The sequence below is a fragment of the Mycobacterium cajalii genome, assembly GCF_045809005.2.
Taxonomy (GTDB): Bacteria; Actinomycetota; Actinomycetes; order Mycobacteriales; family Mycobacteriaceae; genus Mycobacterium.
Map to the genome: position 1 here is coordinate 355296 of NZ_CM141436.1, position 20737 is coordinate 376032.

The window sequence follows — 20737 nt, forward strand, 5'->3', positions numbered from 1 at the left end:
CGTCCCACTGTATACCCCACGCGGGTATATGGGAACGGTGCCGGCCGAATTTCACAGCGGCCGGCCGGTCGGTGCGGTCACGGGCCGCATCCGGCTAGCGTTGTCGGCATGGTGCGTCCTAGAAGCTGGATCAGGCTTGCGGGTGTAAGTCCCGTCCCGGTAGGCACCGGAGCGCCGGGTAGCAGGCCCCGGTTCGTCGTTGAGAGGCGGCGGGCTAAGCGGGGTGTCGAGAGCCTCTTTGGAGGGAGCAAGTGCGCGGGCCGTAGTGCCGCTAGGCGCGAGTCCTGCAGCCTCGTCAAATGTACAACGGAGGAGCCGAGCCGCTCATGTCACGGCGAAGGCCTATGTCCGTCGAGCCCCGGTCCGGGGTTAGCTCGGCGGGTCCTTCCGGGGTATGGGGAGCGGCACGTGCACACAGTCTGGTTCGGAAGGGGAGAGACCCGTCTGCCTGGCCTGCGTCAGGCAAAGACCAAGGGTATAAGCCGATGGTGAAATCCTTTGGAGGGCAGCGGGAGTCCGAGGGGGTCGTAGTACCGCTGATCGGCGTGAGAGACACGCCGGGAGGGAAGGGCCCCTGCTTTGATCACGCGCGCGAAGCGGGTAAGCATCAGGGCATGACCGAGGTGACTCGGTCCAATTACCCCGGCAAGCCATCGCTTGCTGTAGCCGACGACGAGCCGTTGGTGGCCTCGCCGGTGAAAGTGCAACAACTGCAACGGGTGCTATGGGCTGCGGCCAAGCAGTCTGAGGGTCGGCGTTTCCACGCTCTGTATGACCGTGTCTACAGGGGTGACGTCCTGTGGGAGGCGTGGGAGCGGGTGCGTAAGAACAAAGGTGCGGCCGGGGTGGATCGGATCACCGTGGCTGCGGTGGAGGACTACGGCGTGGACCGCATGTTGCGCGAGTTGCGTCGTGACCTTCGCGAGGGTGTGTATCTTCCCGCGCCAGCCAGGCGTGTGGAGATTCCGAAACCACGAGGTGGTAAGCGGCCGTTGGGGATTCCCACGGTGCGAGATCGGGTGGTCCAGGCGGCGGCCAAGATCGTGTTGGAACCGATTTTCGAGGCGGACTTTTTGTCGTGCTCGTTCGGGTTTCGGCCGAGGCGGTCGGCGGTGATGGCCAAGGAACGCTTGCGGACCGGGTTCATCGAGGGCCAGGTGTTTGTGGTCGAGTTCGATATCGCTAATTTCTTCGGCGAGATTGACCACGACCGGCTGCTCACGCAGGTGGGTAGGCGGGTCTCGGATCGGCGGGTGCTCAAACTGCTGCGGTTGTGGCTGCAAGCAGGAGTGATGGTCGAGGGGGTGACCCAGCGGACGGTCGCGGGCACCCCGCAGGGCGGGGTGATCTCGCCGCTGTTGGCCAATATCTTTCTGCATGTGCTCGACACCGAACTCGCTGCCCGTGGGGTGGGTGAGTTGGTGCGTTACGCCGATGACGGTGTGGTGTTGTGCCGCACGGCGGAACAGGCCGAGCATGCTTTGGCGGCGGTGGGAGAGATCCTGGCGTCGTTGGGGTTGCGGCTGCATCCGGAGAAGACGAAGGTGGTCGATCTGCGGGCAGGGCGTGAGGGCCTGGACTTTCTGGGCTGTCATTTCCGCGCCCGCATGTCGGGACGGTTGTGGGAGCAGAAGCGGGTCATCCGCTACTACTTGCACCGCTGGCCCAGTCAAACGGCTATGGCCCGGTTACGGGCCAAGGTGCGCGACCGCACCGGCCGCAACCGGGTCGGTCTCGATATCCGTGACGTGATCGCGGAGTTGACGCTGATTCTGCGCGGCTGGGGCAACTACTTTCGTACCGGCAATGCCGCCGTTAAGTTCCGCCAGATCGACCGGTACGTGTGTTGGCGGTTGTTTCGCTTGATGGTTAGAAAGCGGGGCCGCAATCTGCGTGCTGGACAAGCTGAGCAGTGGACCGAAGAGTGGTTTAACGGGCACGGCCTGCACCGGCTTCGTGGCACCATCCGTTACCCGAAAGCTGCGTAACCATGTCTAGAAGATCATCGGTAAGCCGTGTGCGGGAAAACCGCACGCACGGATTGAAAGGGGGAAGGGGAAACGGGCTCAACGAGCACCGCGCCCCCGACTACCAATGAGCCCGAAACCCACGCCCCGCGACGTCGACGAATTCCTCGATACCACAATGCTTGGCGACGACCCGGCCCTGGCCGCGGCGGCGGAGGCCAGCCACGCGGCCGGCCTGCCCCCGATCGCCGTCTCCGCGCAGCAGGGCAAATTCCTCAGCCTGCTGGCCGGGGCGGTCGGCGCCCGGCGGATCCTCGAGATCGGCACCCTGGGCGGATACAGCGCCATCTGGCTGGCCCGGGGGGCCGGCCCCCGCGGGCGGGTGGTCACCCTGGAATACGAGCCGAGGCACGCCGAGATCGCCCGCGCCAATCTGCAGCGCGCCGGGGTCGCTGACCGGGTTGAGGTGGTGGTCGGGGCGGCGCTGGACACGCTGCCGACGCTCACCGGCGACCCGTTCGACCTGGTTTTCATCGACGCCGACAAAGAGAACAACGTCGCCTATCTGCAGTGGGCGGTGAGGCTGGCCCGTCGCGGCGCGGTCATCTTGCTGGACAACGTGATTCGCGAGGGCAAGATCCTCGACCCGGCGGCCGCGGACGCGGCGGCGCTGGCGTCCCGCCAGGCGCTGCAGCTGATGGGTGATCATCCCCGCCTGGACACCGCGGTGATCCAGACCGTCGGAGCCAAAGACTGGGACGGCTTCGCCGTCGCGCTGGTTCGCTAGACGACGCCAGGGCGAGGAGCGTGGGCGCATCCGCCGCGCGAGACATAAATCAATGCGATTCCCACCGGCGTGTCGTCGCAACGGTTTACGTGTCGCGGAACCAGGGGAGGACCGGGAGAACCAGGCCGGCGGTGATCGACGGCGCGCGGCCTAACCGCAGACCGCGCCGCCGGCCGCCGACCCGACCAGCTTGACGTATTTGGCGAGCACACCGGAGGTGTACCGCGGCGCCGGCGGTGTGACGCTGTCGCGCCGCGCGGCGAATTCGTCCGGGTCGGCCAGCACGTCGAGGGTGCGGGCGCCGGCGTCGAGCCGGATCCGGTCGCCGTCGCGCAGCAGGGCGATCGGCCCGCCGTCGAGGGCCTCCGGAGCGATGTGGCCGACGCAGAAGCCCGTCGTCCCGCCGGAGAAGCGGCCGTCGGTGAGCAGCAGCACGTCCTTGCCCAGGCCGGCGCCCTTGATCGCGCCGGTGATGGCGAGCATCTCGCGCATTCCCGGGCCGCCCTTGGGGCCCTCGTAGCGGATCACCACGGCGTCGCCCTTGACGACGGTGCCGTCCTCGAGAGCGTCCAGTGCCGCCCGCTCGCCGTCGAAAACCCTTGCGGTTCCCTCGAACACGTCGGAGTCCAGGCCGGCGGTCTTGACGACCGCGCCGTCGGGTGCCAGCGATCCGCGCAGGATCGTGATCCCCCCGGTCGGGTGCATCGGGTTGCTCAGCGCGCGCAGCACCTTCCCGTCGGGGTCGGGCGGGGCGATCGCGGCCAGGTTCTCGGCGACGGTGCGGCCCGTCACGGTCAGGCAGTCGCCGTGCAGCAGGCCCGCGTCCAGCAACGCCTTCATCGCCACCGGGATGCCCCCGATGTGGTCGACGTCGGACATGACGTGGCGGCCGAACGGCTTGACGTCGGCCAGGTGCGGCACCTTTGACCCGATCCGGTTGAAGTCGTCCAGCGCCAACGCGACCCGGGCCTCGTGGGCGATGGCCAGCAGGTGCAGCACCGCGTTGGTCGAACCGCCGAACGCCATCACCACCGCGATGGCGTTCTCGAACGCCTCCCTGGTGAGGATGTCGCGGGCGGTGATGCCGCGCCGCAGCAACCCGACGACGGCCTCGCCGCTGCGGCGGGCGAACCCGTCGCGGCGGCGGTCGGTGGCCGGCGGGGCCGCGCTGCCGGGCAGCGACATGCCCAGCGCCTCGGCGGCGCTGGCCATCGTGTTGGCGGTGTACATGCCGCCGCAGGCGCCCTCGCCGGGGCAGATCGCGCGCTCGATCGCGTCGACGTCCTCCCGCGGCATCAACCCGCGGGCGCAGGCACCCACCGCCTCGAAGGCGTCGATGACCGTGACCTCGCGTTCGCTGCCGTCGGAGAGCTTGGCCAACCCCGGCAGGATGGTGCCCGCGTAGAGGAACACCGAAGCCAGGTCCAGGCGGGCGGCCGCCATCAGCATCCCGGGCAGCGACTTGTCACAGCCGGCCAGCAGCACCGAGCCGTCGAGCCGCTCGGCCTGAATCACGGTTTCGACGCTGTCGGCGATCAGCTCGCGCGAGGGCAGCGAGAAGTGCATGCCCTCGTGCCCCATCGAGATGCCGTCGGACACCGAGATGGTGCCGAACTCCAGCGGGTAGCCGCCCGCGGCGAACACCCCTTCTTTGACCGCCACGGCGAGGCGCTGCAGTGACAGGTTGCACGGCGTGATCTCGTTCCACGACGACGCGACCCCGATCTGCGGCTTGGCGAAATCTTCGTCACCCATCCCGACCGCGCGCAACATGCCACGGGCGGCGGTCTTCTCCAGGCCGTCGGTGACGTCGCGACTACGCGGTTTGATGTCGGCGACTGGCGGCGAATCGGTTGGTGTGGCCATCGTGCAAGTATGCGCGAGCCCCCCGCGCGGCAAATGCGCGGGTCATACCCCGGCGGGGTATGAGGTAGAATTCGGGCCGTGGGCCCGTACCACGGCAGGCACGTATTGGCAGGGGTGAGAAAAGTTGGCAGGGGTGAGAAAAGCGATGACGACCGCGCACGGATACTCGCAGCAGAAAGACAATTACGCCAAGAGGCTGCGGCGTATCGAGGGTCAGGTGCGCGGCATCGCGCGCATGATCGAGGAAGACAAGTACTGCATCGACGTCCTCACCCAGATCAGCGCGGTCAACAGCGCCCTGCGTTCGGTGGCGCTGAACCTGCTCGACGAGCACCTGAACCACTGCGTCACCCGAGCCGTGGCCGAGGGCGGCAGCGACGCCGAGGACAAACTGGCCGAGGCATCGGCCGCCATCGCGCGTTTGGTACGTTCCTGATAACGCAGGCGTGTTGAAACGCAAAGGCGGGGGAACCCGTCGTTGCGGTGCGTACGGTAGGGACAGCGTGATCTCGCAAGCACCTCGCCCGACAGGTTGCGCGCCCCGAAGCGATGACTGCCATGACTGCCGAAACCGCCACCGTTGCCGCGCGAACGTGGACGCCACGGGTCGCCGCGCAGCTCGCCGTGCTGGCCGCGGCCGCCTTCACCTACGTCACCGCCGAGATCCTGCCCGTCGGCGCCCTCCCGTCGATCGCACGCAACCTGCACGTCAGCCTGGTCGCGGTGGGCACACTGCTGACCTGGTACGCGCTGGTCGCCGCGCTGACGACGGTCCCGCTCGTGCGCTGGACCGCGCACCTGCCGCGCCGGCGGGCGCTGATGCTCAGCCTGACCTGCCTGACCGCCTCGCAGGTCATCTCGGCGCTGGCGCCCAACTTCGCGGTACTGGCCGCCGGACGGGTGCTCTGCGCGCTGACCCACGGCCTGCTGTGGTCGGTGATCGCCCCGATCGCGACCCGGCTGGTGCCGCCCAGCCACGCCGGGCGGGCGACCACGTCGATCTACGTCGGGACCAGCCTGGCGCTGGTCGTCGGTAGCCCGCTGACGGCCGCCCTGAGCCTGATGTGGGGCTGGCGCCTGGCGGTCGTGTGCATCACCGTCGCCGCGGCCGTCGTCACGGTGGCGGCCCGGCTGGTGCTGCCGGAGATGGTGCTCAGCGAGGACCAGCTCGCCCACGTGGGCCCGCGGTCGCGGCACCACCGCAACGGGGCGCTGATCACGGTGAGCCTGCTCGCGATGGTCGCGGTCACCGGCCACTTCGTGTCCTACACGTTCATCGTGGTGATCATCCGCAACGTCGTCGGCGTGCACGGCCCGAACCTGGCCTGGCTGCTGGCGGCCTACGGCTTCGCGGGCCTGCTGGCGATGCCGCTGGTGGCGCGGCCGCTGGACCGCCGCCCCCGGGGCGCCATCATCTGCTGCATGGCGGGGCTGACCGCGGCGTTCGTGGTGCTCACCGCGCTGGCGTTCGGCGGCCGGCTCAACGCGGCGACCGTGCTGATCGGGACGGGCGCGATCGTGCTGTGGGGGGCGATGGCCACCGCCGTGTCGCCGATGATGCAGGCCGCGGCGATGCGCAAGGGGTCCTCCGACCCGGACGGCGCGTCGGGCCTGTACGTGACGGCGTTCCAGGTGGGCATCATGGCGGGTTCGCTGGCGGGCGGGCTGTTGTACGAGCGCAGCGTCGCCCTGATGCTGGCCGCGTCGGCGGGCCTGATGGGCGTCGCACTGGTCGGCGTGGCCGCCAACAGGAAGATGCTGGACGTCACACCGGCAAGCTCACGCGATTCATAAGTCCCCAGCTCAAAGGGGGTTTTGCGGCCATTTTCCGGTCGCGCGGCGGCCGCGGAAAAGGTAGCTGGTCACCGCGTTGTGCCACACTGTTTCAGGAAGGTGACGGGAGGGATACACATGTCGCGCTGGACGAGGGCAGCCGGACTGGCCGCGGTCGTGGCGCCGCTGCTGGTGCTGACCGCGGGGCCCGCCGTGGCGGATCCGGATCAGGCCCCCGGGGATCCGGGGCTGGTGGCCGGCCCCGTCGACCCGCCCGCCCCGCCGCCGTGGGGCGTGCCGCCGGCCGACCCCGCACCCGGGCCGCTGGCGCCCGGGCCGCTGGCGCCGGCGCCCATGGCGCAGCAAGCCTACACGGGTCCCGCCGCCGGGCAGAACCCCGCGCCGTTCACCGGCGTCGCGCCGTTCGGTCCGCCCAGCTTCGTCCCGGCGCCGGGCTCGACCGTCGGGGTGGCCCAGCCGATCATCATCAACTTCCCCGGCCGCGTCGACGACGCCGGCGCCGCCGTGGACGCGGTGCACGTCTCGTCGGTTCCCGCGGTGCCGGGCAAGTTCTACTGGATGACCCCGACGCAGCTGCGGTGGCGCCCCCTGAGCTTCTGGCCGGCCCACACCGCGGTGACCATCGACGCAGGCGGCACCGTCTCCAACTTCATGACCGGGGACGCGCTGGTGGCGACGGCCGACGACGCCACGCACCAGCTGACCATCACCCGCAACGGCGTGGTGGAGAAGACCTTCCCGATGTCGATGGGGATGGCGGCCGGAGGCCACCAGACGCCCAACGGCACCTATTGGGTGCAGGACAAGAAGGCGTCGGTGGTGATGGACTCCTCGACCTACGGGGTGCCCGTCAACTCCGCCTATGGCTACAAGGTGACGGTGACCGACGCTGTCCGCTTCGACAACGTCGGCGACTATGTGCACAGCGCGCCGTGGTCGGTGAGCGACCAGGGCAAGCGCGACGTCAGCCACGGCTGCATCAACATCAGCCCCTCCAACGCGAAGTGGTTCTACGACAACTTCGGCCCTGGCGACCCGATCGTCGTGAAGAACTCCGTCGGCACCTACAAGAAGAACGACGGCTCCAACGACTGGCAGAACTAGCCTGCTCGCCCAGGGTCAGTTCCAGATGCGGACGCGGCGCGCCGGCTCCAGGAACAGCGCGTCGCCCTCGCCGACACCGAACGCCTCGTAGAACGCGTCGATGTTACGCACGACCCCGTTGCAGCGGAACTCCGGCGGTGAGTGCGGGTCGACGGCCAGCCGCCGGATCGCCTCGGCGTCACGGGATTTGGTGCGCCACACCTGGGCCCAGCCGTAGAACACGCGCTGCACGCCGGTGAGCCCGTCGATGACGGGGGCGGGCTTCCCGCCCAGCGACAGCTCGTAGGCCAGCAGCGCGATGGACAGCCCGCCCAGGTCGCCGATGTTCTCCCCGACGGTGAACGCGCCGTTCACGTGGTGGCCGTTGCTCAGCGCCCGGGGGATGTACCCCTCGTACTGCTCGATCAACGCCTTGGTGCGGGCGCCGAACTCGGTGCGGTCGTCGTCGGTCCACCAGTCGACCAGGTTGCCGTCGCCGTCGTACTTGGCACCCTGGTCGTCGAAGCCGTGGCCGATCTCGTGCCCGATCACCGCGCCGATCCCGCCGTAGTTGGCCGCGTCGTCGGCCCCGGCGTCGAAGAACGGCGGCTGCAGAATCGCTGCGGGAAAGACGATCTCGTTCATCCCCGGGTTGTAGTAGGCGTTGACGGTCTGCGGCGTCATGAACCACTCGTCACGGTCGACCGGACCGCCGAGCTTGGCCAGCTCGCGGTCGTGGTTGACGGCGTATCCGCGCCGGTAGTTGCCGTACAGGTCGTCGCGGTCGATCACCAGCGCCGAGTAGTCGCGCCACTTCGCCGGGTAGCCGACCTTGGCGGTGAACTTGGCCAGCTTGGCCAGGGCGCGCTCCCGGGTCTGCGGCGTCATCCACTCCAGATCGTTGATGCTGACCCGGTAGGCCGCCTCCAGGTTCTCCACCAGCGCGTCGATGCGGGCCTTGGCGCCGGGCGGGAAATGTCTTTGCACGTACAGCTTTCCGACGGCATCGCCCATCAGGCTCTCCACCAGCGACACGCCCCGCTTCCAGCGGTCGCGGATCTGCTCGGCGCCGGTCAGCAGCCGTCCGTAGAAGTCGAAGTCGGCGGCGACGACGGCGTCGGTCAACCAGGCGGCGCGCGCCCGGATCACCCGCCAGTGCGCCCAGCGCTTCCAGTCCTCGAAGTCCTCGCTTTGCCACAGGCCGGCGAAGGCGGTGAGGTAATCGGGTTGGCGCACCACGACTTCGGCGACCGCCTCGGGCGTGCCGCCCAGCGCGCCGACCCAGCCGTCCCAGTCGAAGCCGGCCCCTTCGGAGCGCACCTCGGCGAACGTGCGCAGGTTGTAGGTCAGGTCGGCGTCGCGGCGCTTGACCACATCCCAGTGCGCAGCAGCCATTTTCGTCTCCAGCGCCACGATGCGGGCCGCGGTCTCGGCGTGGTGTTCGGGGTCGCCGCCGAACACCAGCGAGAACATCCGCGCGATGTGGCGCGGATAGGCGGCCAGCACCGCGGCGTGCCGCTCCTCGCGAAAGTACGACTCGTCGGGCAACCCGATGCCCGACTGGGTGAGGTGCACCAGGTAGCGGGCCGAGTTCTTGGAGTCGGTGTCCACATACAGCCCGACGCCGCCGCCGACCCCGGTGCGCTGCAGGGCGCCCAGCACCGCGGCCAGCGCGGCCGGGTCGGCGGCCCCGTCGATGCTCGCCAGCTCGTGTCGCAGCGGCTGTAGGCCCCGGCGTTCGACGGCCTGCTCGTCGAGGAAGCTCGCGTAGAGGTCGCCGATGCGCTGCTGATCGGTGCCCGGGGCCGCTCCGCCGCCGCCGGCCTCCCTGATCAGGTCGCGCACCTGCTCCTCGGCGCGGTCGAACAGCTGGCGGAACGCACCGTCGGTGGCCCGGTCCGCGGGAATGGCGTATTCGGCGAGCCAGCGGCCGTTGACATGACCGAACAGGTCGTCCTGGGGGCGGGCGTTCGGGTCGACATGGCTCAGGTCGATGCCCGAGCGGATGGCCTCAACTGTCACCCTGCCATCCTTCCATCTGCGCGGGGGTGCGACGATCGGGCCATGTCCGACGGCGAGCAAACCGGGTCACCGGCGCGCGAAGAGGCCGACGACTCCGCCCCGCCGGACACCGGTCCCGCCGACGACCGCATCTTCTCCCACTACGGCGTCGCCTCGGCCGTTCTCGGCGTGCTCTCGGTGGCCGCGGTCGTGCTCGGCGCCCTCGTCTGGTCCGGCCACCGCGACGCGGTGGCCGAGCGCACCTACCTGACCCGCGTCATGCAGACCGCCGCCGACTGGTCGGGTGTGCTGATCAACATGAACAGCGGCAACATCGACGCCAGCCTGCAGCGGCTGCACGACGGGACCGTCGGGGAACTCAACGCCGACTTCGACGCCGCCGTGCAGCCCTACCGGCAGGTGGTGGCGAAGCTGCAGTCGCGCAGCAGCGGCCGCATCGAGGCGGTGGCGATCGACACGCTGCACCGCGACCTGGACACCCAGCCCGGCGCCGCGCGGCCCCCCAGATCCACCGTCACCACGAAGTTGCCGCCGTTCGCCAGCCGCACGGACTCGGTGCTGCTGGTCGCGACGTCAGTCAGCGAGAACGCCGGCGCCAAGCCGCAGACGGTGCACTGGAACCTGCGGCTCGACGTCTCCGACGTGGACGGCAAGCTGATGATCTCCAAGCTGGAGTCGATCCGATGAGGAACGCCTGGCGGCTGCTGGCCTTCGACGTCGTGGCCCCGCTGGCCGCGATCGCCGCGCTGCTGGCGGTGGGGGTGGTGCTCGCCTGGCCGCTGTGGTGGGTGGCGGCATGCTCGGCGCTGGTGCTGCTGATCGTGGAAGGGGTGGGCGTCAACTTCTGGCTGCTGCGCCGCGACTCGGTCAGCGTCGGCACCGACGACGAGGCGCCGGGACTGCGGCTGGCCGTGGTTTTCCTGTGCACGGCCGCCCTGGCGGCGGCGGTGCTGACCGGCTACACGCACTGGACGCGGGCCGATCGCGCCTTCGACCGGGACTCGCGCGAGGTGGTGCAGATCGCCACGAGGATGGCCGAGGCGATGGCGTCGTTCACCCCGGGCGCACCGGCGAGTTCCATCGACCGGGCCGCGGCGATGACGGTGCCGGAACGGGCGGGGGCGTTCAAGGAGCAGTACACCAAGTCCAGCGCCGAGCTCGCCCGCCAGAACGTCACCGCGCAGGCCACCGCGCTGGCGGCCGGGGTCGAGGCCATCGGCCCCGTGGTGGCCAGCGTGGCGGTGATCCTGCGGGTGACGCAGAGCGCGCCCGGGCAGCCGCCCGGCCGCGCGGCGCCGGCGTTGCGGGTGGGGCTGGTCAAGCGCGGCAGCGCGTGGCTGGTGTCCGACGTGGTGCCGGTGAACTCGCGCTGAGCGATCAGTTGGATTCCGCGGCGCGCGCGGACTTGACCTTGACGAACCGGTCCGACAACCGGCGCATCCGGATCATCAGCGAGGCCGACGGGCTGGCGCCGCCGGCCAGGTAGGTGGCCAGGTCTTCGGGATCCACCCCGATGCGGGAGGCGAATTCGTGTTCGGCCAGGCCGGACCGGTCGATCAGCACCCGCACGTGGCGGGCCACCTCGGCGCGTTCGTTGGCGTCCAGGTGGGCGCGGGCCCGTTCCAGCACCTCCCACAGGGCCCTGGAGATGCCCGTGATGCCCGTGATGCCGTACGGCCGGGTTACGTCCAGGACCTCCTCGACCTGGCGGGCGGTCCGCCCGTACGGGTCGCGTTTCAGGGCGGCCGCGATGCGCTTCCAGGTCGCGATGTCCCCGCCCTGCAGCGCCGACCGGATGGCGGCGGTCGACCAGAATTCGACCGGCTGGTCGGGGTCGGGCAGGGATTCGCCGCCGGACCGCTGCGACGGCGACGCGGGGCGTCGGTCGGATGCCAACGTCACCTCGCCTCCTCCAGCATCGCCACGGCCACCGACAGGCAGCGGTGTCTCACCTCGTCCCAGTCCGCCCTGGCGTCCGGTCCGGACCACTGCTCTTCGGTGAAGTCGCAAGGATGTGGGTCTGCGAGCCGACGGACCAACTGGGTGGCGATCCATTCCCGCCCCGATGACCCACAACAGTAGTACCTGTCCATTGTGCCCAGAACGAGAGCGGCGGTTTCGGGTTCCACCGTGCCGACCATATCCGCGAAATCGGCGTAGTCGCGGCTGGTGTTACGGCACATGATCAGGTAGCCCTTCAGGCGCAGCGCCTCGGCGCCGGTCGGGACCAGCAGGCGGTCCCCGGTGGGCAGTTGCACGTTGGCGGTCTCCACCGGGCTGCGCCGCTCGAACCGCGACTCCTCGCCGACGTCCCCGCTGGTCTGCAGCGCGTCGAGGGCGACCGACAGCCGCCCCCGCCACAGCGTGACCGGGTGCACCGGACGGCCGTTTCCGGTGATCGCGCGGGCGATGCCGTTGCGGGAGGCCCGCACCCCGGCCGGCCTCGTGGCGGGATGGCCGTTGCCGTTGCCGTTGCCGTTCCGGGCCGGGCCTGCCGCGACCAGCGCGCTTTCCTCGCCGAGGTCGACGTGGTGCGGAATCTGGCCCGGGCCCAGTCCCCGGTCCCGGCCGGTGCCGGCTTTCGCGCCGTTGCGGGCACAGCCGGTGAAGGCCAGCGGGTCGGCCACGCAGATCGCGTCGGGAGCCAGGTGTTTGAGCTTGGCGGCCGACTTGAGCACCACGCGCAGGTCGGCGCTGGGGGCGACCAGGGCCGAGATGTCGTCGGGGATGACCACGACGTCGCCGAGGTCGACCTCGGGCAGCGGCCGGTCGAAGTCGACCGACGGCAGGACGCGCGACAGCCAGGGCGGAATCCACCAGTTCCACTGCGCGAACATCGCCATCAGCGCCGGCACCAGGACCAGCCGAACCACGGTGGCGTCGACCGCGATCGCGACCGCGCAGGCCACGCCGATCTCGGCGACCAGCGGCATGCCGGCGGACGCGAACCCGATGAACACCGCGATCATGATCAGGGCTGCGCTGGTGATCGTGCGGGCGCTGGTGCTCACGCCGCACGCGACGGCATCGCGGGTGTTCCCGGTGTGCAGGAACCGTTCCCGGATGCGGGTGAGCAGGAAGATCTCGTAGTCCATCGACAGCCCGAAGGTCATCGCGAGCACCAGCGGGGGCACGGTGCTGTCGATCGAGTCGATCCGGGGGAACCCCAGGTCGGCCAGCCAGCCCCACTGGAACACCATCACCAGGCTGCCGTAGGCGGCCGCCACCGACAGCAGCGTCATCACCACGCCCTTGAGCGCCAGGAACACCGAGTGGATGGACAGCAGCAGCATCACGAACGCGATGAGGGCGACGAAGAGCAGCACCAGCGGCTCGGTCTGCGACACCCGGTCGTCGAAGTCCTTGATCAGCGCGGTCGGTCCGCCGACGTCGACGCGGGCCGTTCCCGCGCCGGGCACCTTGGGCAGCTGCGCGCGCAGCCAGCCGACGGTCTGCCGGGCGCTCAGGTCGTCGGGGTCGACCGAGAGCACCGCGGACAGCAGGGCGCTGCCGTTGTCGTCGGCGAACTGCGGCGGCGAGACCGAGGTGACGTCGGGGGCCTGCGCCATCCGCTGACGGATCGCGCCGAGTAGCCGGCTGTGCTCGGGTGCGGACGCCCCGCCGTCGGGGAACGTGACGAGCACCTGGATCGGGCCCAGCGTGCCGGGGCCGAGCGCCTGGGCCGCGGCGGCCACGCCGGCGCGGATCTCGTGCGAGGAGTCGAACTGGCGCAGCAGGCTGTTGCCCAGCACCATCGACGAGACGGGTACCGCCATGACGAGCAGAAGGGCCGACGCGGCCAGCGCCGAGATCCACGGCCGGTGCATCACCCCGCCGATCCAGCGGTTCCAGAACCTCGACTGGGTGCAGTCCGGCTGGCGCGACCAGCGCAGCAGCGCCGACCTGCGGGCCGCCGCGCGGCCGAACGTCGCCAGCACCGCCGGTGTCAGGGTGGTCGACGTCAGCATCGCCACCGCGACGGCCAGGATCGCCCCGGTGGCCATCGACTTCAGCGCCGGGGTGTTGATCAGGTAGATCGCGGTCATGGAGGCGACGACGGTCAGCCCGGACAACACCACGGCCAGCCCGGACGTGGCCATCGCGGCGTCGACGGCCTCGCGGGGCTCCCGGCCCGAGCGCAGCTCCTCGCGGAAGCGCATCAGGATGAACAGCGAATAGTCGACGGCCAGCGCGATGCCGAACATCGACACCGTCGGCGCCGCGAACACCGACATGGTGGTGTAGTCGGACAGCAGGTAGACCAAACCCATGGTGACCACGACGGTGCAGATGCCCAGGGCGAGCGGGATCGCGGCGGCCGCCAGGGACCCGAACACCGCCAGCAGGACGATCAGGATGATCGGCAGGTTCCAGCGTTCGGCGGCCGCGATGTCGTGCTTGGTGTTGGCCGCCGCCGCGGCGCTGAGCGCGCCCTGGCCGATGACGTACAGCCGCACCCGGCCGTTGGCGGTGTGACCCGGTTGGTCGCCCTGGACGCCGATCCTGGTGCGCAGCTGTTTGGCGACGTCGCTGGTGCCGGAGTTGTGGGCGTCCAGCCGCAGCGACAGCACGTAGGGCCGGTCGGGTTGCGGCGGCCGCTGCCGGGGACTGGGTGCCTCGGTCACGCCGGGGAACTGCCCGACGATCCCCCGCAGCTCCGCGACCGCGTCGCTCATGTCCTGGTAGGTGGCGTCCGGGCGGGGTGCGGCCACCAGCGCCAGCGACGACGCCCCCAGTTCGCGGTACTGATCCTGCAGTTGGTCGTGGACCAGCAGCGACTGCGAGCCGGCCACCTCGAAACCACCGCCGGTGAGGTTTCCGGACTGCGTCAGCGCCAGGTACACCGCCGGCACCAGCGCCAGCAACCAGCCCGCGAACACGACCCAGCGGTATCTGCGCAGGCTGCGGCTGACGCGCATCATGTACTGCTGGATGTTGGGCTCCCCGGTCTTCTCACGCGACGCGTGCAGGCGAGGATACCGCAGCCGGCTGTGTACGTGTTGGGCTTATTCGCATCCTGAGCTGCGGCAACACCGATGTTGCCAAGACGGGGCCAAGTCGTTGCGCATCGGTGACCTCGCCCGCCGCAGGCGATGTCGATCACATGCGTTGGCAGCCGCACCGCCGGGCTGGCAGGATGGCCGGTGGCCGCGCGAGGGGTTGGGGAACTCTGCGAAAAAAGGGCCGTTGACCGCAGCCGATCCGACGGCGTGGCACCCGGGGGAAATCCGGTCGCGCCGTCGCAAGCTTGGAGGATTTCTTCGATGACCACAGGCCCCGCGACCGTGCGCCGCAGACTGCGCAGACTCTCGCTCGGAACGCTCGCCGCGCTGGTGCCGGGCGCCGTCGCCGCGGTGGCGGTGGCGGCCGGGCCGCCCGCGAGCGGCGCCAAGGACCCGTGCTCGGCCAGCGAGGTCGCCCGGACCGCCGGTTCGGTCGTCAAGTCGATGGGCGACTACCTGGACTCGCACCCCGAGACCAACCAGACGATGACCGCGTTGCTGGAGCAGCAGTCCGGGCCGCAGTCCCTCGGGACGCTGAAGACCTACTTCGAGGCCAACCCCAAGGTCGCCGCCGACATGCAGAAGATCTCCGACCCGCTGACCGGGCTGTCGCTGCGGTGCAAGCTGCCGATCAGCATCCCGCAGGCCATGGGAATGATGCAGCAGATGCAGGGCGCCGGCGGGCTGCCGGGCGGTGCGGCCGGCGCGCTGCCGGTCGGCGGGACGACGGGCGCCCCGCCCGCGGCGACCGGACCGGCGCCGGCGGCCGCCAACCCGCTCTCGGGCCCGCCGCGGAACAACACCGTCGGCTAGTGATGTCGCGCCGAGCGTGAATCCACTGCGAAAATCCTCGCCGAATTTCGCAGTGGGTTCACGTTCGGTGACATCGCCCGTTCGGTGACATCGCCCGACGACGCGTCAACCCCCGGCCTCCGGGTCGTGGTCGGGCGGCGGCAGGGGGCCCTGCAGGGCCGTTTCGGTCGGGTCGGCCGGCCCCCGATCCGGCATGGGTGACCGTGCGGCCGGGGCGTCGTCGTCGTCGTAGTCGGGGACGGCGACGTCGTCGGCGTTCTCGGTGCGGAACACGAAGAAGAACACCACCCAGCCGACGGCGGCGATCAGCAACCAGCTGATCAGCCGGTAGATCAGCATCGCCGAGATGGCGCTGGGCAGCGACATGCCGCTGGACACCAGGCCCGGCACCAGCACCGCCTCGACGATCAACAGCCCGCCCGGCATCAGCGGTATCGTGCCGACCGCGCGGGCGGCCGCGTAGGCGACCGTCAACCCGGCGACCGACGCGTGGTCGCCGGCCGCGTAGGCCGCGAAGCCCAGGCAGGCGACGTCGGCGATCCAGTTGAACAGCGACCAGCTGAACGCCACGGCCAGGTCGCGCCGGCCCAGGCTCACCGACTCCAGCTGCATCAGCGTCTCGCGCCACTTCTCCAGGCCGGTGTCGGCCGGCCTGCCGCGCACGGAGTTGACCCATGACAGCACCCGGCAGCCGATGCCGTCGATCAGCTCCGGGCGCGAGGCCACCGCCTGGGCCAGCAGCAGCAACGCGACGAAGCCGCCCAGGGTGAACAGCAGCGAGAACGGGTTGTTCTTCGCGCCCAGGAAGAACGCCCCGCCCAGGCCCAGCAGCGCCAGGCCGACCGCCTGCAGCACCCCGGACATCACCAGCTGCCACGACGCGACCACCGTCGAGGCGCCCCAGATCCGCTGCTGGCGCAGCAGGAACGTCGCCGACAGCACGGGCCCGCCGGGCAGGGTGGTGCTCAGCGAGTTGGCGGCGTAGAAGGCGGCCTCCGACCGCAACTGTTTGACGTGGACCCCGGCGGACTTCAGCAGGGTTCGCTGGATCTGGGCGAAGCTGTGCATCGACGCGGCCGCCGCCGCCACCGCCGCCAGCAGCCACCACCAGTTGGCCTCGTAGACGCTCACCCAGCCCTTGGTCAGCTGGTCCCAGCCGAGCGAAACCTCGACGGCCAGCACGATTCCGACGATGCCGAGAATGACCCACCGCAGCCACCAGTACTTGCCGCGCGAGGTCTCCTCGCGGGGCAAGTCGAGCTTGCGGGCGGGTGCGTCGTGAGACACGTGCTTTAGGGTAACCGTGCAGGTGGCGCGGCGGTCGGGACGCGGCTCCGACCGTGTCGCCGTCGTAACCGGATCGTGCCGGCATCGAAGGCCGCGACGCGCACATCGATAGGCTGGCGCAATGTCGGGAAACGTCGACAAACCCTCTGACGCGGCCGCCGTCGAGCCCCTGGTCCGCAAGACCGCGGCCTGGGCGTGGCGTTTGCTGGTCATCTTTGCCGCGCTGGTCGCCCTGGCCTGGCTGCTCAAGAAACTCGAGATCATCGTCGTACCGGTGTTGCTGGCGCTGATGCTGAGCGCCCTGCTGGTGCCGGCGGTCGACTGGATGGACCGGCGGGGCCTGCCCCGCGGCGGGGCGGTGGCGCTGGTCCTGCTCGGCGGACTGGCGATCCTGGGCGGCATCCTGGCGTTCGTCATCACCCAGTTCATCGACGGCCTGCCCGGCCTGACCGACCAGGTCACCCAGAGCATCGACTCCACCCGCAGGTGGCTCATCCAGGGGCCGCCGCACTTCAGCGGCGACCAGATCGACAGCGCGGGCAACGCCGCGATCGAGGCCCTGCGCAACAACCAGGCGAAACTGACCAGCGGCGCGCTGTCCACCGCCGCCACCATCACCGAGGTGGTCACGGCCGCGGTGCTGGTCCTGTTCACCCTGATCTTCTTCCTCTACGACGGGCGCAACATCTGGCAGTACGTCGCCAAGATCATCCCCGCCCACTCCCGCGACCGGGTGCTCGCGGCCGGCCACGCCGGGTACGGCTCCCTGATCGGGTACGTGCGGGCCACCTTCCTGGTGGCGCTGACCGATGCCGCCGGGGTCGGCACCGGCCTGGCGATCATGGGGATACCGCTGGCGCTGCCCCTGGCCTCGCTGGTGTTCCTGGGCGCCTTCATCCCCCTGGTCGGTGCGGTGGTCGCCGGGTTCCTGGCCGTGATAGTCGCGCTGCTCGCCAAGGGGTTCGTCTACGCGCTCATCACGCTGGGGTTGCTCGTGGTGGTCAACCAGATCGAAGCCCATCTGCTGCAACCGCTGGTGATGGGGCGCGCGGTCTCGATTCACCCGCTCGGGGTGGTGCTGGCGATCTCCACCGGCGGTGTGCTCGCCGGGATCGTCGGCGCCCTGCTGGCCGTGCCGTCGGTCGCCTTCCTCAACAACGCGCTGCAGGTGCTGCTCGCCCGCGATCCCGACGCCGAAGCCAGGGAGCAGACCGGCGACGACGAGGACGTCGGGGTCATCCTCCGGGCGGAACCCGACCAGCCCGAGGACGGCCGGGATTGAGCGCCGCCGGACCTACAGCCGGCCCTCGCGGCGCAGCAGGTCCTGGGCGCTGAGCGCGCCGCCGATGCGACGGCGCTGGCGCGCCTTGTCGGTGTCGTCCTGCTGCCCGGGTTCCTGCGCGCGGGCGTTGAGCTTTTCCGTGGCGGTCTCGGAGTCGTCGGCCTCCGAGCGCATGACCGGCATGGCCTTGGTGGGTTCGGCGGGATCGCCGGCCTCGGCCTTGTCGGCCGCGTCCGCGGTCGGGACCGGAATGGCCCGGGTCTGACCGGCGGAGGGCGGCGGCGCCGGAGGTGACGGGGGCCGCGCGGGGGCGGGCTGGCCGGGGCCGCGGGAGTCGGCCGGCCGTTCCCGGCCGGGTGGTTTCTGGTTGCCGGTCGCGGCGCTCGCGCTCCGGTCGGGCGCGTCGGCCCGGGCGGGGCCCGACAGGCGGGGCCGCGCCGGCTCGGGCGCGCCCGGGTGCGTGGGGTCGTGCAGTGTCCGCGGGGCGGCGGCGACCAGCGCGCCCGCCGAGACCGGGGGCCGCGCGGGCCGGCCGTTGATGGTGGGCCGCTTGCGCTCGTCGGGCAGGTTGGTCTCGCCCAGGCCGAGGCGGTTCTGCAGCCGCCGGGCCCAGCGCGGCGCCCACCAGCAGTCGTCGCCGAGCAGCTTCATCACCGACGGCACGAGGAACATCCGCACCACGGTCGCGTCCAGCAGCAGCGCCGCCATCAGGCCGAAGGCCAGGTATTTCATCATCACCAGGTCGGAGAACACGAACGATCCCGCGACCACGGCGAGCACCAGCGCGGCCGCGGTGATGATCCGGCCGGTGGTGGCGGTGCCGATCCGGATGGCCTCCGCCGTGGACATGCCGCGTTCCCGCGCCTCGACCATCCGCGACACCAGGAACACCTCGTAGTCGGTGGCCAGGCCGTAGCCCACCGCCACGACGAGGGCGATCACCGGCGCGGTCAGCGGGGTGGCGGTGAAATTGAGCCACTTCGCGAAGTGCCCGTCGACGAAGATCCACGTCAGGATGCCCATGGTGGACCCGAGCGTCAGGGCGCTCATCACCGCCGCCTTGACCGGCAGCACGAACGACCCGAAGGCCAGGAACATCAACAGCATGGTCGCGGTCAGCAGCACGACGAGCATGAGCGGCATCTGGGCGAACAGGCTGTGGATCGAGTCCTGTTCGAGGGCGGGCGTGCCACCGACCCATATCTCGAGCCCCTTGGGCGGGGCGATCGAGCGCAGCTCGCTCAGCTTCTTCGGGGCGTCACCGGGGTTGATCAGCCCGTTCTGCAGCACCCGGACCGAGGGGTCCTTCGACGCGCCCGGCGCGTAGCTGCGCTCCTGCCACATCTTCGCCGGATCGTTGTCCGGGTCGATGAAGCCGCTGATCGACATCGCCCGGTTGCGGACGTCGGCGATCTGGGCGTCGGTGACGGGCTGGTGGTTGGTCGTCTGGATCACCAGGGTCAGCGGATTGGTGCGGTAGCCGGGGAAGAGCTTGTCGAAATGCTCCTGCGCCAGGCGCACCGAGTTGTCGGGCGGCAGGTACTTCTCGCTCATGCCGCCCAGCTTCAGGTTGCCCAGCGGGATGACCAGCAGGATCATGCCGACGACGATCGGGATGGCGAACACCAGCGGCCGCTTCATCACCCAGTTGACCAGCTTGCCCCAGAAGCCGGCCTCGACCTCTTCGCGGGTCTTCGTCTTCTGCAGGCGGTCGGCGAGCCAGTTGAGGTAGGCGCGCGAGACCTTCCAGTTGCGCAGGAACGGCACGCGGAACAGCGTCCGCACGCCCAGGGCGTCGACGTGCTTGCCCAGGATGCCAAGGCAGGCGGGCAGCAGCGAGATCGACAGCAGCGCGGCAAGCCCCACCGCGGCGATCAGCGCGTAGGTCAGCGACTTCACGAAGCCCTGCGGCAGCATCAGCAGGCTGGCGCCCGACGCGATGATCAGCACCGCCGAGAACGCGATGGTGCGCCCGGCGGTCATCACGGTGCGCCGCACCGCGGACTCGGTGTCGTAGCCCTCGGCGATCTCCTCACGGAACCGGCTCACCACGAACAGGCCGTAGTCCACCGCGATACCCAGCCCGATCAGCGAGACCACCGGCTGGGCGAAGAAGTGCACCGGCCCGAAGACCGCGAGCAACCGCAGGATGCCCAGGCCGCCCGCGATGCTCAATCCGCCGACCATCACCGGCAGGCAGGCGGCGATCACGCCGCCGAACACCAGGAACAACACCACCGCCACCAGCGGCAGCGCCAGCACCTCCATCCGGCGCTGGTCGGTCGCGATGGTGCCGGTCAGCGCGTTGGCCACCGGTTCGAGCCCGGCCAGCTGGACCGTGCCGCCGTCCAGCTTCTGCAGGGCCGGGGCGACGTCCTTGTAGTTGTTCAGGATGGTGTCGTCGTCGTCGCCCTTGAGCGGGATGGAGACGAACGTGTACTTCTTGTCGTCGGTCGCCATGCCCTTGACCACGGGGTTGGTGGTGTCGGGTGCGCGGAGGTAGCCGGCCCAGCCCATGACCTGGTCGGGGTGGTCCTTCTGGAACGTGTTGAGTTCGTCGGTGATCTTCTTCGACCAGGCCGGGTCGTTGACGGTCTTGCCGGCGGGCGCCTTGAAGATGGCCACGATGTGGCCGCTGCGGTCCCGGCCGTAGACGTTGTCACCGATGATCGAGGCCTTGACCGACTGGCTGCCCTCGTCGTAGAAACCGCTCTGCGTGACGTGCTTGCCCAGGCTTATCCCGAATGCGCCGCCGATCAGGCACAGAGCTACCGTGACCCCGATAACGATGTACCGGTAGCGGTACACAGTTCGACCCCACCAGGCGAACACG

Annotated in this window: 15 protein-coding genes; 9 read left to right on the plus strand and 6 right to left on the minus strand. The window is 70.1% G+C overall.

Annotated features, from left to right (window positions below; translation table 11 throughout):
• Positions 1-614 precede the first annotated feature (614 nt).
• Entirely contained in the window at positions 615-1988 is a 1374-nt protein-coding gene (ltrA, locus tag ACJ512_RS01785; RefSeq protein WP_407689776.1) for a group II intron reverse transcriptase/maturase, read from the plus strand.
• 106 nt (positions 1989-2094) lie between these two features.
• The gene (locus ACJ512_RS01790; RefSeq protein WP_461479942.1) at positions 2095-2754 is read left to right on the plus strand and encodes an O-methyltransferase; all 660 of its coding nucleotides are present in this window, start codon (positions 2095-2097) and stop codon (positions 2752-2754) included.
• 150 nt (positions 2755-2904) lie between these two features.
• On the opposite strand, the gene ilvD is transcribed toward ACJ512_RS01790, so the two are convergent.
• Positions 2905-4620 (minus strand): dihydroxy-acid dehydratase, encoded by a 1716-nt coding sequence (gene ilvD, locus ACJ512_RS01795; RefSeq protein WP_407689666.1) that lies wholly within the window; start codon positions 4618-4620, stop codon positions 2905-2907.
• 145 nt (positions 4621-4765) lie between these two features.
• On the opposite strand from ilvD, the gene ricR reads away from it, so the two are divergent.
• The 3 genes from ricR (at position 4766) to ACJ512_RS01810 (ending at position 7518) form a co-directional block, all read left to right on the plus strand.
• Complete coding sequence (gene ricR, locus ACJ512_RS01800) at positions 4766-5056, plus strand: copper-sensing transcriptional repressor RicR (RefSeq protein ID WP_407689667.1); 291 nt, start codon at positions 4766-4768, stop codon at positions 5054-5056.
• A 113-nt stretch (positions 5057-5169) separates the two neighbouring features.
• The gene (locus ACJ512_RS01805; RefSeq protein WP_407689668.1) at positions 5170-6414 is read left to right on the plus strand and encodes an MFS transporter; all 1245 of its coding nucleotides are present in this window, start codon (positions 5170-5172) and stop codon (positions 6412-6414) included.
• 117 nt (positions 6415-6531) lie between these two features.
• A complete protein-coding gene (locus ACJ512_RS01810) occupies positions 6532-7518 on the plus strand; it encodes a L,D-transpeptidase (RefSeq protein ID WP_461479943.1) in 987 nt (328 codons plus the stop codon).
• Positions 7519-7533: 15 nt separating this feature from the next.
• Here ACJ512_RS01810 and ACJ512_RS01815 read toward each other — a convergent pair whose 3' ends face one another.
• Positions 7534-9519, minus strand: a complete 1986-nt coding sequence (locus ACJ512_RS01815) for a M13 family metallopeptidase (protein WP_407689157.1) — start codon at positions 9517-9519, stop codon at positions 7534-7536.
• Positions 9520-9561: 42 nt separating this feature from the next.
• On the opposite strand from ACJ512_RS01815, the gene ACJ512_RS01820 reads away from it, so the two are divergent.
• Together ACJ512_RS01820 and ACJ512_RS01825 are read left to right on the plus strand one after the other, a co-directional pair.
• Entirely contained in the window at positions 9562-10206 is a 645-nt protein-coding gene (locus tag ACJ512_RS01820) for a hypothetical protein (protein ID WP_407689156.1), read from the plus strand.
• Positions 10203-10892 (plus strand): hypothetical protein, encoded by a 690-nt coding sequence (locus tag ACJ512_RS01825; protein ID WP_407689155.1) that lies wholly within the window; start codon positions 10203-10205, stop codon positions 10890-10892. Before ACJ512_RS01820 ends, ACJ512_RS01825 begins: the two co-directional genes overlap by 4 nt.
• A gap of 4 nt (positions 10893-10896) precedes the next feature.
• Here ACJ512_RS01825 and ACJ512_RS01830 read toward each other — a convergent pair whose 3' ends face one another.
• Together ACJ512_RS01830 and ACJ512_RS01835 are read right to left on the minus strand one after the other, a co-directional pair.
• Complete coding sequence (locus ACJ512_RS01830) at positions 10897-11421, minus strand: XRE family transcriptional regulator (RefSeq protein ID WP_407689154.1); 525 nt, start codon at positions 11419-11421, stop codon at positions 10897-10899.
• Entirely contained in the window at positions 11418-14441 is a 3024-nt protein-coding gene (locus tag ACJ512_RS01835; protein ID WP_407689153.1) for an MMPL family transporter, read from the minus strand. Before ACJ512_RS01835 ends, ACJ512_RS01830 begins: the two co-directional genes overlap by 4 nt.
• 342 nt (positions 14442-14783) lie before the next feature.
• Here ACJ512_RS01835 and ACJ512_RS01840 point away from each other — a divergent pair, with 342 nt between their 5' ends.
• Positions 14784-15335, plus strand: coding sequence for a hemophore (locus ACJ512_RS01840; RefSeq protein ID WP_407689152.1), 552 nt, complete (start codon positions 14784-14786; stop codon positions 15333-15335).
• 105 nt (positions 15336-15440) lie between these two features.
• Here ACJ512_RS01840 and ACJ512_RS01845 read toward each other — a convergent pair whose 3' ends face one another.
• Entirely contained in the window at positions 15441-16622 is a 1182-nt protein-coding gene (locus ACJ512_RS01845; RefSeq protein ID WP_407689151.1) for a lysylphosphatidylglycerol synthase transmembrane domain-containing protein, read from the minus strand.
• A gap of 121 nt (positions 16623-16743) precedes the next feature.
• Between ACJ512_RS01845 and ACJ512_RS01850 the strand changes: the two genes are divergently transcribed.
• The gene (locus tag ACJ512_RS01850; RefSeq protein ID WP_407689150.1) at positions 16744-17904 is read left to right on the plus strand and encodes an AI-2E family transporter; all 1161 of its coding nucleotides are present in this window, start codon (positions 16744-16746) and stop codon (positions 17902-17904) included.
• Positions 17905-17916: 12 nt separating this feature from the next.
• Here the strand turns inward: ACJ512_RS01850 and mmpL3 are convergent, their stop codons facing one another.
• Positions 17917-20736, minus strand: a complete 2820-nt coding sequence (mmpL3, locus tag ACJ512_RS01855) for a trehalose monomycolate exporter MmpL3 (RefSeq protein ID WP_461479944.1) — start codon at positions 20734-20736, stop codon at positions 17917-17919.
• Between the last annotated feature and the right edge of the window lies 1 nt (position 20737).

Coding starts and splice junctions, on each gene's coding strand:
- ACJ512_RS01840 (WP_407689152.1), top strand. CDS start 14,784: ATGACCACAGGCCCCGCGACCGTGCGCCGCAGACTGCGCAGACTCTCG.
- ACJ512_RS01790 (WP_461479942.1), top strand. CDS start 2,095: ATGAGCCCGAAACCCACGCCCCGCGACGTCGACGAATTCCTCGATACC.
- ACJ512_RS01810 (WP_461479943.1), top strand. CDS start 6,532: ATGTCGCGCTGGACGAGGGCAGCCGGACTGGCCGCGGTCGTGGCGCCG.
- ilvD (WP_407689666.1), bottom strand. CDS start 4,620: ATGGCCACACCAACCGATTCGCCGCCAGTCGCCGACATCAAACCGCGT.
- ltrA (WP_407689776.1), top strand. CDS start 615: ATGACCGAGGTGACTCGGTCCAATTACCCCGGCAAGCCATCGCTTGCT.
- ACJ512_RS01805 (WP_407689668.1), top strand. CDS start 5,170: ATGACTGCCATGACTGCCGAAACCGCCACCGTTGCCGCGCGAACGTGG.
- ACJ512_RS01825 (WP_407689155.1), top strand. CDS start 10,203: ATGAGGAACGCCTGGCGGCTGCTGGCCTTCGACGTCGTGGCCCCGCTG.
- ACJ512_RS01850 (WP_407689150.1), top strand. CDS start 16,744: ATGTCGGGAAACGTCGACAAACCCTCTGACGCGGCCGCCGTCGAGCCC.
- ACJ512_RS01820 (WP_407689156.1), top strand. CDS start 9,562: ATGTCCGACGGCGAGCAAACCGGGTCACCGGCGCGCGAAGAGGCCGAC.
- ACJ512_RS01835 (WP_407689153.1), bottom strand. CDS start 14,441: ATGATGCGCGTCAGCCGCAGCCTGCGCAGATACCGCTGGGTCGTGTTC.
- ricR (WP_407689667.1), top strand. CDS start 4,766: ATGACGACCGCGCACGGATACTCGCAGCAGAAAGACAATTACGCCAAG.